Origin of the sequence: Mycobacterium sp. IS-1496 (assembly GCF_001499995.1) — a bacterium.
GTDB lineage: Bacteria > Actinomycetota > Actinomycetes > Mycobacteriales > Mycobacteriaceae > Mycobacterium.
The window spans coordinates 136289-150575 of record NZ_LQIU01000012.1; the positions used below are offsets into that span (position 1 = coordinate 136289).

Consider the following 14287-nt stretch of genomic DNA (forward strand, 5'->3'; position numbering starts at 1 on the left):
AAATTCATATCCCGCTGCGTAGGCTGCCCTTGTGGAGCTGACGTGAGCGCGCCGGAACCGCGCCGCGCCCGGGGCAGGCCCGCCCGCATCAGTCGGGAGCAGATCGTCGCCGCTGCGCGCCGGGCGACCGGACCCGAACTCACCATGCAGGCCGTGGCCGACCAACTCGGTGTCAGCCGCAAGGCCCTGCACTACTACGTGGGCAACCGGCAGGGTCTGCTGACGCTCGTCGTCCTCGACCGGTTCGAACACGAACTGAACCGTGTGCACCTGCCCGACGACGGGGACTGGCGTGTGGTGCTGCGCGCCTACGCCCACGCCTACCGAGACGGCATGGTCCAGGTGGGCGTCGCGGTCGACCACACGCCTTTCCGAGGGGTGGGTGCGGTCGCAGTGCTCGCGCTCGCCGAACGGGTCCTCGCCGCGCTGCTGGCCGCCGGGTTCGGTGTCGACGACGCGCGCCGCGGCGTCACCGCGGTGGCGAACATCGCGCAGTCCGCCGCGCAGAACGCCCTGAGCACGTCGATGCGGGACGTGCACCAGGCCGAGACCCGGGCGGCGCTCGCAGGCGTCCCCGAAGCCGACTACCCGGCGCTGCGCCGGGTGCTCGAGGCGGCCTCCGGGCCGGACGACGGCCAGTTCGAGTTCGAACTCGACCTCGCGATCGCCGGGCTGGAGAGACTGTTGCGGCGGTGAGGCTCAGGGCCCGGGAGCGAGCGTCGCCTTCGCCGTACGCTCCTGGCCGAACTGGTCGATCCACGTCACGTCCACGACGTCACCCGGGTAGAACCGGTCCAGCGTGTAGGTCAGCGCGGTGGCCGACGGGAGGCGCACGCCGTTGATCGCGATCAGCACGTCGCGGTCCACCAGGCCGGCCGCTTCGGCGGGACCACCGCGCAGCACTTCCTGGATCAGCACGCCGGGCACGTCGCTCGGTGCGGTCCGGACACCGACGCCGAGCAGCGCGGGCGGTCCGATGTGGACGGTGTCCGAGGGAATCCGCGACCGGATCTGGTTGGCGACGCCGATCGCCTCGTTGATCGGAATCGCGAAGCCCTTACCCCCGGGGCCCATCCGGAAGTTCACCGACGCCGCGGTGGTGATGCCGACGACCTGGCCTGCGCTGTTGACGACCGGCCCGCCCGAGTCGCCGGCGCGCACGGGCGCGGCGAACTCGATCAAACCGGTGAGTTCGTCGGAGCTGCCGGTCAGGGAGTCCTCGGCCTGAACCGTGCGCCCGAAGGCGGTGACACTGCCGACCTCGCGGGTCAACGGCGCGGCGGAGCCCTGCGCGTTGCCGAGCGCCACCACGGGCTCACCGGCGGCGAGCGCCGCGGAGTCACCGATGGGCGCGACCGGCAGACCGCCCGCACCGAGCAGTTGGATCACCGCGATGTCGCGGCCCCGGTCGTATCCGACGAGGTCGGCCGGGTACGACCGGCCTGCGACGGTGACGTTGACCCGGTCGGCGCCCTGGACGACGTGGAAGTTCGTCAGCACCTGGCCGCCCGGATCGAGCACGATGCCGGTCCCGGTGCCGATGGCGCTCTGATAGTCGATCTCGGTGTCGATCCGCGCCACCGCGGGCTCGACCGAAGCCGCCGCCGCGACCGGGTCGGCGGGTGCGGCGCTCGAGGTGGCCGGGGCGAACGGGCCGATCAAGGTGAGCAGCGCGGCCAACACGACCGAGAGCACGGACACCCAACGGGAACGAAGCATGCCCATGAATTGCCCTTCGACGAGGTTTTGTAACTCGGGTTCTGCTCACATTCTTGGTGATCAGACCGCGACGTGTCGACGAACGGGCGCTGACCTCAGTCTTCGACGGCGATTCCGCCGCGCAGACGGCGGCGGCGGCGCGCAGAATCGCCCTTGCCGGACGGCCGCCGGTTGCGCAACCCACCGCTGGAGGGGGCAGCGTCGTCGCCGGCCTCTTCGGTCACGCCAGCCTCGGCTGTCCCGTCGGCCTCATCGGCCTCTCTGGCCTCGACGACCGGTTCGTCGGATTCCGAGCGCTCGGCTTCCTCGGTGGCGTCGTCGTCCGTCGTGTCGACGGTCTCGGTCTCGTCGGTCGCCTCGGAGTCCGCGGCGACGTCCGTGTCCTCGGCGACGTCGGCGTCCTCGGCAGTGGTCCCCTGCGCGGCCTTGCGGCGGCCTCGACGGGTCTGCGATGTGGGCTTGAGCGGTTTCGGCGGGGGCGGCGGCATCTCGGCGACGAACGCCAGATAGAACGCGAAGATGCCGAGCAGCGCGATCGCGGCGGCCGCGCCGTAGATCCCGAACAGCCAGGGTCCCGCGGAATCGAGGTCCAGCCAGATCTCACTGATCGCGGCGCCCAGGATCAGGGCACCGGCCAGCACATGCAGCGCGATCGACGCGGTGCGCAGGCGCAACGCCAACCGCGGGGTGCCGAATTCGGGGCGGCGGGTGCGCAGCAGCGTGAACACCACGGGCAGCGCAGCCAGGCCGATCAGGGCCGCCGTGACGATCCGCAGCACCGTGCCCAGCGTGTGCGACGTCGTACCCATGAGCTCGAACCATCGGGGCAGGACGAAGAAGAAATAGAGGACAGCAGCGATGACGGAGAACGATGCGTGCCAGATGACCGCGACCGAGCGCCGCATACTCCTCCTCGAGATTGGTGGGCCGGCGGTGCGAACAGGACCTCGGATCGCTGATCGCACCCCGGACCGAGTGCGGAGGATGCGGGATTTGAACCCGCGAGGGCTGTTAACCCAACCCGCGTTCCAGGCGAGCGCCATAGGCCACTAGGCGAATCCTCCGCGGGCCATGGTAGCCGACGGCCCGGGTGCGCCCGTCGAGGATGCGCCCGACGCGGGTATTACACTCAGGTCGGACCCCGCGCGGCGTCCATCCTGTGAACTCCCCCAGGGCCGGAAGGCAGCAAGGGTCAACGGGCTCTGGCGGGTGCGCGGGGTCCCCTTTGTTTCCCGCTACGGGTACCCCAGGCGAAAGGCTCGCGGTGTCGTTCCACTCCCTCAGCCGCGACGACCTGACTGCCGAGCACGAGCGGCAGCAGCGCGACTACGCCGAACTCCAAGGCAAGGGTCTGCGCCTGGATCTGACCCGCGGCAAGCCGTCGCCCGCCCAGCTCGACCTGTCCAACGCGCTGCTCGAACTGCCGGGCCGCGGCACCTACCGCGACGGGGACGGCACCGACGTCCGCAACTACGGCGGTCTGCACGGACTGCCGGAACTGCGTGCGATCTTCGGCGAGCTGCTCGGTATCCCGGTGCCGAACCTGATCACCGGGAACAACGCCAGCCTCGAGCTGATGCACGACACCGTGGTCTTCTCGCTGCTGCACGGCGGTGTCGACTCCCCGCGGCCGTGGATCGCCGAGCCGGTCGTCAAGTTCCTGTGCCCGGCGCCCGGCTACGACCGGCATTTCGCGCTCACCGAGAACCTCGGCATCGAGATGATCGCCGTGCCGATGCTCGAAGACGGCCCCGACGTCGACCTCATCGAGGAACTCGTCGCGGCCGACCCGGCCATCAAGGGCATGTGGTGCGTTCCGGTGTTCGGCAACCCCACCGGGGTCACCTACTCCTGGGAGGTCGTCCGCCGACTGGTCCAGATGCGCACGGCGGCATCGGATTTCCGGCTGTTCTGGGACAACGCCTATGCGGTGCACACCCTGACCCCGGACTTCATGCGGCAGGTCGACGTGCTCGGCCTGGCGGCCGCGGCGGGGAACCAGAACCGGCCGCTGGTGTTCGCCTCGACCAGCAAGATCACCTTCGCCGGCGCCGGGGTCAGCTTCCTGGGCGGTTCGCTCGGCAACATCGCCTGGTACCTGCAGCACGCGGGTAAGAAGACGATCGGCCCGGACAAGGTCAACCAGTTGCGGCACCTGAAGTTCCTCGGCGACGCCGACGGCGTGCGACTGCTCATGCAGCGCCACCGCGAACTGCTGGCGCCGAAGTTCGCGCTCGTCGGCGAGGTCCTCGAGGACCGGCTGGGCGAGTCGAAGATCGCCTCGTGGACGGACCCGAAGGGCGGCTACTTCGTCAGCCTCGACGTGTGGCCGGGCACCGCCAGGCGCACGGTCGCCCTGGCCAAGGATGCGGGCATCGCGGTGACCGAGGCCGGATCGGCGTTCCCGTACCGAAAAGACCCCGAGGACAAGAACATCCGGATCGCCCCGTCGTTCCCTTCGGAGGACGATCTGCGGTCGGCCATCGACGGCCTGGCGACATGCGCGCTGCTCGCCGCCACCGAGTCACTGCTCGGTTGACCGTCCGTCGTAGTCCGTCGGTAGCCTGCTGACCGTGGCGCTCTACCGCAAGTACCGACCGGCGACCTTCGCGGAGGTGGTCGGGCAGGAGCATGTCACCGAACCGCTGTCGACCGCGCTGTCGGCGGGCCGGATCAACCACGCCTACCTGTTCTCCGGCCCCCGTGGCTGCGGGAAGACGTCGTCGGCGCGCATCCTGGCCCGTTCGCTCAACTGCGAGCAGGGCCCGACTCCCACACCGTGCGGAACGTGTGACTCGTGCGTGGCGCTGGCCCCCAACGGGCCGGGCAACATGGACGTCACCGAACTCGACGCCGCCAGCCACGGCGGTGTCGACGACACCCGCGAACTGCGCGACCGGGCGTTCTACGCCCCCGCGCAGTCCCGGTACCGCATCTTCATCGTCGACGAAGCGCACATGGTCACCACGGCCGGTTTCAACGCGCTGCTCAAGATCGTCGAGGAGCCGCCGGAGCACCTGATCTTCGTGTTCGCCACCACCGAACCGGAGAAGGTGCTGCCGACGATCCGTTCGCGCACCCACCACTACCCGTTCCGCCTGTTGGCGCCCAAAACCATGCGCACTCTGCTGGAACGGATCTGCGCCGACGAGGGCGTCACCGTCGACGACGCCGTGTATCCGCTGGTGATCCGCGCCGGCGGTGGTTCACCGCGCGACACGCTCTCGGTGCTCGACCAGCTGCTGGCCGGCGCGGCGGGCAACCGGGTCGAATACGGGCGGGCGCTGGCGCTGCTGGGGGCCACCGACGTCGCGCTGATCGACGACGCGGTGGACGCGTTGGTCGCAGGTGACGCGGCCGCACTGTTCGGTGCCGTCGAGTCCGTCATCGACGCCGGACACGATCCGCGACGCTTCGCCATCGACCTGCTCGAACGCTTCCGCGACCTCATCGTCCTGCAGGCGGTGCCCGACGCCGCGGCCCGCGGAGTGGTGGACGCCCCCGGTGACGTGCTGGACCGGATGCGTGAGCAGGCCGCCCGGCTGGGTGCCGCGACGCTGACCCGGTATGCCGAGGTGGTGCACGCCGGGCTGGGGGAGATGCGCGGTGCGACGGCTCCGCGGCTGCTGCTCGAGGTGGTGTGCGCCCGGCTGCTGCTCCCGTCGGCCAGTGACACCGAATCGGCACTGCTGCAACGGGTGGAGCGCATCGAGACCCGCCTGGACATGTCGATCCCCGCGTCCGAGATGCCGGCCGCCGCCCGCCCCGTCGAGCCGGCCAAGACCTTCACCCGCAGGAGTCAGGCGCCCGAGGCGCCGGCTCCCGCTCCTCCTGCCGCTGAACCCGTCGAGGCGCGCCCGGCTCCCGCGCCTACGCCCGCGCCGCCCGCCCCGCCCGCGCCTGTGTCACGTCCGGCGCCCACGCCACCGCCGGCGCCCCCGTCCCCGCCCCCGGTGCGGCCGCCCGCCGATCCGGTGGTCGAGGCGCCCGCGACCACACCGCCCCCGGCCGCCGGTGCGCCCAATGCGGCGGCGGTGCGCAGCATGTGGACGACGGTGCGCGAGAAGGTCCGTCAGCGCAGTCGCACGATCGATGTGATGCTGGCCGGTGCGATCGTGCGTGCGGTGGAGGGCGATACGCTGGTGCTGAGCCACGAGTCGGCTCCGCTGGCGAAACGCCTTGTCGAGCAACGCAACTCCGACGTCATCCGCGAGGCGCTCAAGGATGCGCTGGGTGTCGACTGGGCGATCCGCTGTGACGCGGGCGGCGGGCCGGCGCCCGCGGCCGCCCAACCGGCACGTCCGGCTCCCGTCGCCGTCGCGGCGCCCCCCGAGGACGACGAGGAGAGCATGCTGGCCGAAGCGGTCCACGAGGAGGCGGGGCCCCGTCGTGACCCGGAGGAAGCCGCGCTCGAACTGCTGCAGAACGAACTCGGCGCCCGCCGCATCGACGGCAGTTAGGTTCGGCCACGCTGTATCGCTGGAGTGTGCCGTGAGGGCGTCGAACCTAGGCCGACCACCACGGCCGTAGCGGCAGCCCGCCGTCGTCGCCGCGCTCGTCCAGTTTGACCGCCAGAACCTGGTGCAGCTGAACGATGTTGGTCTCGAAGCCGAGCCGCGAACCCGCCATGTAGAGCCCCCACACCTTCGCGGTGCCCAGCCCCACCTCCTCGACCGCCTCGTCCCAGTGCTCCACGAGGTTGCGGCACCAGTCGCGCAGGGTCAGCGCGTAGTGGTGGCGCAGGTTCTCCTCGTGGACCACTTCGAGTCCCACGTTCTGCGCGTCGGTGATGATGCGGCCGGAGCCGGTGAGCTCGCCGTCGGGGAACACGTAGCGGTCGATGAAACCGCCGGCGGTCGGCGCGGTCAGATTGTCCGGCCGGGTGATGCAGTGGTTGAGCAGCAATCCGCCGCGGCGCAGCTTCGACTGCAGGAAGCGGAAGTACGACGGATAGTTGTGGACGCCGATGTGTTCGGTCAGCCCGATCGAGGACACCGCGTCGAACCCGATCTCGCGCACGTCGCGGTAGTCGCCGTGCCGGATCTCCGCCAGGTCGGTCAGGCCCTGGTCGGCGATGGCCTTCTGACCCCACAGCGCCTGTTCCTTCGACAGCGTGACGCCGACGGCGTTCACACCGTGGCGGGCCGCGTGCCGCACCATGCCGCCCCACCCGCACCCGACGTCGAGCAGTCGGTCACCGGGCTGCAGGCGCAACTTCTCGAACACCAGCCGGTACTTGTTCTCCTGCGCCTCCTCCAGCGTGGCATCCGGCTGCGGGTAGCACGCGCACGTGTAGGTCATCGACGGCCCGAGCACCCACTCGTAGAACGCGTTCGACACGTCGTAGTGGTGGTGGATCACCTCGGCGTCGCGGGTTCGGCTGTGCCGGAACCCTTCCGCAATCCGGCGCCACCGGGGCAGGGTCTCCTGCGGCGGCGGGGCGATCGGCTTGAAGTGCTCCAGCCCGATGGAGCGCACGATGTCGCGCAGCACCTTCGGCGGCGGCAGCGTGAATTTCATCTTCTCGGTCAGCGCGCGCAGCAACTCGTACGGGTCCCCGGGGTGGACGCCGGTGAGTTCGAGGTCGCCGGAGACGTACGCGCGGGCCAACCCCAGATCACCCGGCGCGGTGGCCAGATACGTGGTGCCGCGCGGCGTCCTGAGGTGGAGGCCGAACCGGGCGTCCGAAGGTCCCGCGGTGCTGCCGTCGTAGGCGCTGAACTTCAGCGGCTGCTGCCCCGCGACGAAGATCTCGAGGATCTCCGAGAGGGTCAACTTGTGCTCGGGTACGCGTTTCGTCATAGCTGCCTCCACATGCTCGCGCCATCACTCATCGTCTCTGCACCGCTTTGGCATACAGATCCAGCAGACGTGAGTCGGGGTCGTATGCCTTCTTGACCGTCTTGTACGCCTCACCGCCGTAGAGTTCGTCGAACTCCTCTCGGGGGTAGTACGCATCCGAGTACAGCGATTTGTGTCCGTCGAGTTCGCTGACCTTGCGCTCGATGAGCCTGTTGGTGTGCCCCTCCTCGGGGCCGACCGGCACCGAGGACCAGAAGCCCACGTTGACGTAGGTGTGCCGCGGTCGGATCGGGTACAGCGGCCAACTGGTGTCGTCCCGTAAACGCAACGGGCACAGCCAGATCGGTTCGATCGGCACGTTCTGCAGGAACCACGACAGGAACTCGGCGGTGCGTCCGATCGGCACCTCGATGTCCTGGACGACACGTTCGCGGGGCGGGCGGCCGTTGCGGATCTCGATGCGGTCGGCGATGTCGAACCGCTGGTCGTAGCCGATCAGCTTCCAGTAGAAACTGCTGCGCCGGTAGCGGTGTGGCCAGAACCGGCGGATCCTGGGGTTCTGCGCGCCGAATGCCCGTGAGCACCAGAACCAGTCGGTGTCCCAGCGCCACAGGTAGTCGTGAATGGTCAGCCGGTCGTGCTTCTCACCGTCGGGGTGCTGGATCGACCGGTAGTAGATCTGCCGGCCGGTGTAGTCGCTGACCGGGCCGGGCGTCGCCGTCTTCACACCGACGCACAGGTAGCTCTCGTCGGCGCTGAACACCACGCCGTCGAGGTAGTCGACGGATTCGCCGTCGAGGCCGCCGGTTTCGACGATGCGGTCCATCGCCGCGACCAGGTCGGTGAGCGAGTGGAACCGCAGATGCCGCAGCGCCACGAACGGTGGGACCGGTTCGAGTTCGATCTTCAGCCGCACCGAGTACCCGAGCGTGCCATAGGAGTTGGGGAACGCGTGAAAGAGATCGGGATGGTGGTCCCGGCTCGCGGTGAGCACCTCCCCCGCGCCGGTGAGGATGTCCATCTCCAGCACCGATTCGTGCGGCAGGCCGTTGCGGAACGAGGTGGACTCGATCCCCAGCCCCGTCACGGCCCCGCCGAGGGTGATGGTCTTGAGTTGAGGCACCACCAGCGGCGCCAGACCGTACGGAAGCGTCGCGGCGACCAGGTCCTCGTAGGTGCACATGCCTTCGACATCGGCGGTACGGGCGTCGGGGTCGACGGCGATGACCCCGGTCAGACCGGACACGTCGAGGCCCTTGACGGTGCTCTTGGCACGGGCGCGGAACAGGTTGGAGGTGGGTTTGGCCAGGCGCACAGCGGCCGTCGGCGGAATCGCCCGGTAGCTGGCGAGTAGCCGCTCCACGCCTGCGGCGTGAGCAGCCCGTGCGTCGGTCGGGACAACAGACACGGATATACGCTAGTCCGCGGCCGCAGCCGATGCGACCGCACCGCGACGAAGGAGTGTCACATCATGGGACAGGTCAGCGCGTCGAGCACCGTCATGATCAACGCCGAACCGGCCGCGGTCCTGGCAGCCGTCGCCGACTACCAGACCGTCCGGCCCAAGATCCTCTCCGAGCACTACCGCGACTACCGCGTGCTCGAGGGCGGGCAGGGCGCGGGGACCGTCGCCACCTGGAAACTGCAGGCGACCAAGTCCCGCGTGCGCGACGTCAAGGCCACCGTCGACGTGGCCGGTCACACCGTCATCGAGAAGGACGCCAACTCCACGCTCGTCACCAACTACACCGTCGCGCCCGCGGGACCGGGCTCCTCGGTGACGGTCAAGACGTCGTGGACCGGTGCAGGCGGCGTCAAGGGCTTCTTCGAGAAGACGTTCGCGCCGCTGGGGCTCAAGAAGATCCAGGCGCAGGTTCTCGAGAACCTCAAGCGTGAGGTCGAGAAGGGCGCCTGACGCGCCGTCAGGACGTCGCAAGGAAGCCGGCGATCCCGCGCACGACCGCGTCGGCGTAACGCTGTCTGCCCTCGGCGGTCTTCATCACCGCCGAGTCGGCCGGGTTCTTCATGTTGCCCAGTTCCACCAGGATCGACGGGTACTGCGCGAGGTTGAGCCCGGCGATGTCGCTGCGCGGGTTGAGCCCTCCCGAACCGATGTAGGTCGACGGGACGAACCCGGACCCGGACAGTTGATCGCGCATGATGCGCGCGAACTGCACGGCGGGGCCGGCCTGCGCGTCGTTGAGCGGGGGCGACGAATACAGCACATGAAATCCGCGCCCGGTCGGCGGTCCGCCGTCGGCGTGGACGGACACGATCGCGTTGGGCCGAACCGAGTTGGCCAGGGCGGCCCGCTCGTCGACGCACGGGCCGAGCGCGTTGTCGTTGCCGCGCGACATCGCGGTGCGGACCCCGAGCGCGGTCAGCGCGGCCCGGATGCGCAGCGTGGTGTCCCACGCGAAGGTGTGCTCCGGGTAGCCGTCCTCGGTCGACGTCCCGCTGGCCTGACAGTCCTTCGTCCCGCCGCGGCCGGTGGGCACCTGCCTGCTGATCGAGGCGTCGTTGGCGCCGTTGTGGCCGGGGTCGAGGAAGACGATCTTCCCGGCGATGCCGGCGGGTGCGGCGGAGGCGGGGGCGGCGAACGTCGAGGCGGCGATGAGCAGGCTGGTGGCGATCGCGGCTCCGACACGCAGGCTGGCAGGCACGGGCGCCACCGTAGCCCGCGTGCCGACTACGCTTAAAGCCCGAAGCCCCGGATATGGGCGAGAGAAACCAAGTCGAGACCAACGCGACATCAACACGCAAGGGGACCAGGCATGCAACCCGGTGGCCAGCCCGATATGTCCGCACTGCTCGCGCAGGCTCAGCAGATGCAGCAGCAGCTGATGGAGGCGCAGGAGTCCCTCGCCAATTCCGAGGTGCACGGTCAGGCCGGCGGCGGTCTGGTGCAGGTGACGATGAAGGGCAGCGGCGAGGTGACCTCGGTGGCCATCGACCCCAAGGTCGTGGACCCCGACGACGTCGAGACCCTGCAGGATCTCGTCGTCGGTGCGATCGCCGATGCCGCCAAGCAGGTCACCATCCTCGCGCACGACCGGCTCGGGCCGCTCGCAGGCGGGATGGGCGGCCTGGGCATCCCGGGACTGTAGTTGTCCTTGCATGTTTGAGGGCCCCGTACAGGATCTGATCGACGAGCTCGGCAAGCTGCCGGGCATCGGACCGAAGAGCGCGCAGCGCATCGCGTTTCACCTGTTGAGCGTGGAGCCGCCCGACATCGACCGGCTGACCGCCGTGCTCAACCGGATCCGCGACGGGGTGCAGTTCTGCGAGGTGTGCGGCAACGTCTCCGACGCCGACCGCTGCCGCATCTGCAGCGATCCGCGGCGCGACGCGTCGCTGGTGTGCGTGGTCGAGGAACCCAAGGACGTGCAGGCCGTCGAGCGCACGCGTGAGTTCCGCGGCCGCTACCACGTGCTCGGCGGGGCGCTCGACCCGTTGAGCGGGGTGGGGCCGGATCAGCTGCGCATCCGTGAGCTGCTGAACCGGATCGGGGAGCGGGTCGACGGCGTCGACGTGGCCGAGGTCATCATCGCCACCGACCCGAACACCGAGGGCGAGGCGACCGCCACCTATCTGGTGCGGATGCTGCGCGACATCCCCGGGCTGACCGTCACGCGGATCGCGTCGGGGTTGCCGATGGGCGGCGACCTCGAATTCGCCGACGAGCTGACGCTGGGGCGGGCGTTGGCGGGCCGCCGCGCGATGGCGTAGGTCTCCGTTCGCCGAAACGAACAAACGGGCGCATTTGTGCGAGTAAATCCCGCCATTTCGTCGATCTCGGCGTCGTGTCGGACCCGTCGACCACCATGCGGCCATGACTGAGGTATTCCTGGGCGTAGAAGCCCTCGGCGACGGCCTGCCCCGTAGCGAGCTGCGGCGTTGGTATCGCCCGATATTTCGGGGTGTGTACATCCCGAAGAACGCCACACCGACGCTGCACGACAGGACCGTCGCAGCATGGCTGACGTCGGGCCGCGCGGGCGTCGTGACCGGGGTCGCCGCGTCCGCCTGGCACGGCGCCGAGTGGGTCGACGACTCAGAACCGATCGAGATCCTCGTCCGCGAACGACGCAAGCAGGCGGGGCTGCTGGTGCGGATGGACCGCGTCGCCGACGACGAGGTGACCACGCTCGACGGCATCCGCGTGGCGACACCCGCCCGCACCGCGTTCGACCTAGGCCGTTATCTCAAGCGCGCCGCCGCCATGGGCCGACTCGACGCGCTGATGCGCGCGGCGCCGTTCGACATCCAAGATGTGACGGCGTTGATGGACCGCTACGGGCCGGTGCGGGGAGTCCGCCAGCTACGGCAACTGCTGCCCCTGATCGACCCGGGCGCGGAATCGCTCAAGGAGAGCTGGCTGCGGCTGCTGTTGATCGACGACGGCTTCCCGATTCCCGAGACGCAGATCCCGGTGGTCGACGGAACCGGGGAGCCGTTCGCGTACGCCGACATGGGCTGGCGGGATCTGAAGTTGGCGGTCGAGTACGACGGCGACCAGCACCGGACGAGCCGGACGGTGTACGTCAACGACATCCGGCGGCTCGAGAAAATCCAGCGGTGTGGCTGGGAGGTCATCCGGGTGATCAACGAGGACCGTCCGGCGTCGGTGCTGGCTCGCGTGCGCGAGGCCTACCTGCGGCGCGCCGAGATCGACGAAATGCCCGTATCGTCTCGGCCTTTGGCGCCCGTACGTTCGTTTGGGCGACAAGCGGCGGCGGCCTAGGCGCGGCGCGGGGCCGCCAGCCGCTCCCGCCGCAGCCGCGCCACCTCGTCGAGGTCCAGCGGCGGCAGGTCGCCGACGACCTGGCGCAACAGATGGTCGGCCAGTTCCGGGTTGCGGGCCAGGCAGGGGCCGTGCAGGTACGTCGCGATCACGCTGCCCTGCACCGCGCCGTCGAACCCGTCACCGTCCCGGTTGCCCGCACCCTTCTCGACCCGGGCCAACGGCGCGGCCTGCGGCCCTAAAACCGTTCCGCCCCGGTGATTTTCGAATCCGGTCAGCTTGTCGTGCAGTCCGGCGACCAACGGCTGGGACACCACCTCGCCGATCGTGCGGGCCGGTTGAGGTGTGGTCGTGACGTCGAGCATCCCGACGCCGTCGACCCGTTCGCCCGACGACGTCTCGTACCAGTGGCCGAGCACCTGGATCGCCGCGCAGATCGCCAGCACCGGCGCCCCGCGCGCGGCCGCCTGCTGCAGTCCCGGATGGCGCTGCAGGTGTCTGGTCGCCAGCCGCTGCGCGTAGTCCTCGGCGCCGCCGAGGGTGTAGAGGTCGAGTTCGGCGGGCACCGGATCGGCCAGCGTGATCTCGACGACCTCGGCGTCGATGCCGCGCAGCCGCAGCCGCTGCCGCAGCACCACGGAGTTGCCGCCGTCGCCGTAGGTGCCCATCACATCGGGCAGCACCAGCCCGATCCGCACCGTGGATTCGCTCATCGCCCCAGCCGCCGATTCAGTTGAAGGAACGCCGTGTAGTTCGCGATCACCTCGACATGGCCGGGCGGGCACGACTTGATCGCAGCGAGGGTGTCGTGCACCAGCGTGTGCTCGACACCCGCGTATCCCAGCCGCACCGCCAGATCGGTGCCGCGTTCCCCGGCGGCCACCACCTGCGTGTCCTCGAAATGCTCGAACCGCACGTCCCACAGCCACGACAGATCCTCTCCGTCGGGAACCTGCCCGTTGACCGCGATCACCACCCCGGCGCCGTGTTTGTCGACCATCGACAGCGCCTCCTGCCAGCCGGCCGGGTTCTTCGCCAGCAGCACCCGCGCGGTGTGCTCGCCGAGGCGTACGGTGCGGTACCGGCCGGCCACCTCGTCGACCCCGGACACGGCCGTCACCGCGGCCGCCGGGTCGACGCCGAGGGTGACCGCCGCGGCGACGGCCTGCGCGGCGTTGCCGCGGTTCACCGCACCGGGCAGCGCCAGCGTCATCGGCAGCGACAGCCCGCCCGGGCCGTGCAGGTGGGTGTCGTCGTACCACCACTGCGGCGACGGCCGCTTGAAATCCGTGCCCGTCGAATACCAGTGCTGACCGTCGCGGACGATGACCTCGCCGGAGCGGGGGCAGCTCACCGAGTCGTTGGCCCACCCGCCGCCCGCGGCGACCCACACCACGTTCGGGCTGTCGTAGGCCGCCGACGTCATCAGCACGTCGTCGCAGTTGGCGACCACGACCGCTGACGGATGCCGGGCCAGACCCGCGCGAAGCGTGCGTTCGATGTGGTTGATCTCACCGACACGGTCGAGTTGGTCGCGGGACAGATTCAGCAGAACGACGACGGCGGCCTCCACCGCATCCATCACGTGCGGGACGTGCATCTCGTCGACCTCGAGCGCCGCCAGCGTCGCCCCGCGGTCGGCCGCGAGGGCGGCGACCAGGCCGGCGTCCATGTTGGCGCCTTCGGCGTTGGTCGCCACGGCGCCCAGGGTGCCCAGCGCCGCTGCGGTCATCCGCGTGGTGGTGGACTTGCCGTTGGTTCCGGTGATGACGACGGTGCGCCGGCCCGCGCCGAGCTGGCCGAGGATCGAGCGGTCCAGCGTCATCGCGACGAGCCCGCCGATCATCGCGCCCGCGCCGCGACCGGTGACGCGCGACGCCCATCGTGCCCCCGCACCGGCCGCGAGCGCGGCCCTTCCTCGAGCGGTGACCATTCTCCGGTCCCTGCGTGCCTGTCCTCCGGTGACCATCCCCGGCAGTTTAGGTGCCCGACACGCACCGCTGCGATCCGAGATTGTCGGAG

General features: G+C 69.9%; 14 protein-coding genes, 1 tRNA gene and 1 other RNA gene. 8 read left to right on the forward strand and 8 right to left on the reverse strand.

Features of this window, described 5'->3' with window-relative positions:
* Positions 1 to 42 precede the first annotated feature (42 nt).
* A complete protein-coding gene (locus tag AU195_RS08140; protein ID WP_059158549.1) occupies positions 43 to 696 on the forward strand; it encodes a TetR/AcrR family transcriptional regulator C-terminal domain-containing protein in 654 nt (217 codons plus the stop codon).
* A 3-nt stretch (positions 697 to 699) separates the two neighbouring features.
* Here AU195_RS08140 and AU195_RS08145 read toward each other — a convergent pair whose 3' ends face one another.
* The 3 genes from AU195_RS08145 to AU195_RS08155 all read right to left on the reverse strand — a co-directional run bounded on the left by AU195_RS08145 (position 700) and on the right by AU195_RS08155 (position 2783).
* Positions 700 to 1725 (reverse strand): S1C family serine protease, encoded by a 1026-nt coding sequence (locus tag AU195_RS08145; RefSeq protein ID WP_059158550.1) that lies wholly within the window; start codon positions 1723 to 1725, stop codon positions 700 to 702.
* 89 nt (positions 1726 to 1814) lie between these two features.
* Entirely contained in the window at positions 1815 to 2624 is an 810-nt protein-coding gene (gene lucA, locus AU195_RS08150) for a lipid uptake coordinator LucA (protein ID WP_059158551.1), read from the reverse strand.
* A gap of 73 nt (positions 2625 to 2697) precedes the next feature.
* A tRNA-Ser gene (locus AU195_RS08155) sits at positions 2698 to 2783 on the reverse strand.
* Between the two features lie 68 nt (positions 2784 to 2851).
* On the opposite strand from AU195_RS08155, the gene ffs reads away from it, so the two are divergent.
* From ffs to AU195_RS08165, 3 genes are all read left to right on the forward strand, one after another.
* An RNA gene (ffs, locus tag AU195_RS25090) (signal recognition particle sRNA small type) lies at positions 2852 to 2948 on the forward strand.
* A 35-nt stretch (positions 2949 to 2983) separates the two neighbouring features.
* Positions 2984 to 4258: an aspartate aminotransferase type Ic gene (locus AU195_RS08160; RefSeq protein WP_059158552.1), complete on the forward strand. Its 1275-nt coding sequence runs from the start codon at positions 2984 to 2986 to the stop codon at positions 4256 to 4258.
* A 34-nt stretch (positions 4259 to 4292) separates the two neighbouring features.
* Entirely contained in the window at positions 4293 to 6179 is a 1887-nt protein-coding gene (locus AU195_RS08165) for a DNA polymerase III subunits gamma/tau (protein ID WP_059158553.1), read from the forward strand.
* A gap of 46 nt (positions 6180 to 6225) precedes the next feature.
* On the opposite strand, the gene AU195_RS08170 is transcribed toward AU195_RS08165, so the two are convergent.
* Both AU195_RS08170 and AU195_RS08175 read right to left on the reverse strand, forming a co-directional pair.
* Positions 6226 to 7521: a class I SAM-dependent methyltransferase gene (locus AU195_RS08170; protein WP_059158554.1), complete on the reverse strand. Its 1296-nt coding sequence runs from the start codon at positions 7519 to 7521 to the stop codon at positions 6226 to 6228.
* A 28-nt stretch (positions 7522 to 7549) separates the two neighbouring features.
* On the reverse strand, positions 7550 to 8929 hold the full coding sequence (locus AU195_RS08175) for an FAD-binding oxidoreductase (protein ID WP_059158555.1): 1380 nt from the start codon (positions 8927 to 8929) through the stop codon (positions 7550 to 7552).
* 63 nt (positions 8930 to 8992) lie between these two features.
* Here AU195_RS08175 and AU195_RS08180 point away from each other — a divergent pair, with 63 nt between their 5' ends.
* On the forward strand, positions 8993 to 9436 hold the full coding sequence (locus AU195_RS08180; RefSeq protein WP_059158556.1) for an SRPBCC family protein: 444 nt from the start codon (positions 8993 to 8995) through the stop codon (positions 9434 to 9436).
* 7 nt (positions 9437 to 9443) lie between these two features.
* Here the strand turns inward: AU195_RS08180 and AU195_RS08185 are convergent, their stop codons facing one another.
* On the reverse strand, positions 9444 to 10184 hold the full coding sequence (locus AU195_RS08185) for an Rv3717 family N-acetylmuramoyl-L-alanine amidase (RefSeq protein ID WP_059158777.1): 741 nt from the start codon (positions 10182 to 10184) through the stop codon (positions 9444 to 9446).
* Between the two features lie 111 nt (positions 10185 to 10295).
* Between AU195_RS08185 and AU195_RS08190 the strand changes: the two genes are divergently transcribed.
* The 3 genes from AU195_RS08190 (at position 10296) to AU195_RS08200 (ending at position 12265) form a co-directional block, all read left to right on the forward strand.
* Positions 10296 to 10628, forward strand: coding sequence for a YbaB/EbfC family nucleoid-associated protein (locus tag AU195_RS08190; protein WP_011562280.1), 333 nt, complete (start codon positions 10296 to 10298; stop codon positions 10626 to 10628).
* 10 nt (positions 10629 to 10638) lie between these two features.
* Positions 10639 to 11250: a recombination mediator RecR gene (recR, locus tag AU195_RS08195; RefSeq protein ID WP_059158557.1), complete on the forward strand. Its 612-nt coding sequence runs from the start codon at positions 10639 to 10641 to the stop codon at positions 11248 to 11250.
* Between the two features lie 103 nt (positions 11251 to 11353).
* Positions 11354 to 12265: a type IV toxin-antitoxin system AbiEi family antitoxin gene (locus AU195_RS08200; protein WP_059158558.1), complete on the forward strand. Its 912-nt coding sequence runs from the start codon at positions 11354 to 11356 to the stop codon at positions 12263 to 12265.
* On the opposite strand, the gene AU195_RS08205 is transcribed toward AU195_RS08200, so the two are convergent.
* Together AU195_RS08205 and AU195_RS08210 are read right to left on the reverse strand one after the other, a co-directional pair.
* Positions 12262 to 12978 (reverse strand): type 1 glutamine amidotransferase, encoded by a 717-nt coding sequence (locus AU195_RS08205; protein WP_059158559.1) that lies wholly within the window; start codon positions 12976 to 12978, stop codon positions 12262 to 12264. The two genes, AU195_RS08200 and AU195_RS08205, sit on opposite strands and share 4 nt — an antisense overlap.
* Positions 12975 to 14198 (reverse strand): Mur ligase family protein, encoded by a 1224-nt coding sequence (locus AU195_RS08210; RefSeq protein WP_059158560.1) that lies wholly within the window; start codon positions 14196 to 14198, stop codon positions 12975 to 12977. The genes AU195_RS08205 and AU195_RS08210 overlap by 4 nt, the downstream gene beginning before the upstream one ends.
* Positions 14199 to 14287 lie beyond the last annotated feature (89 nt).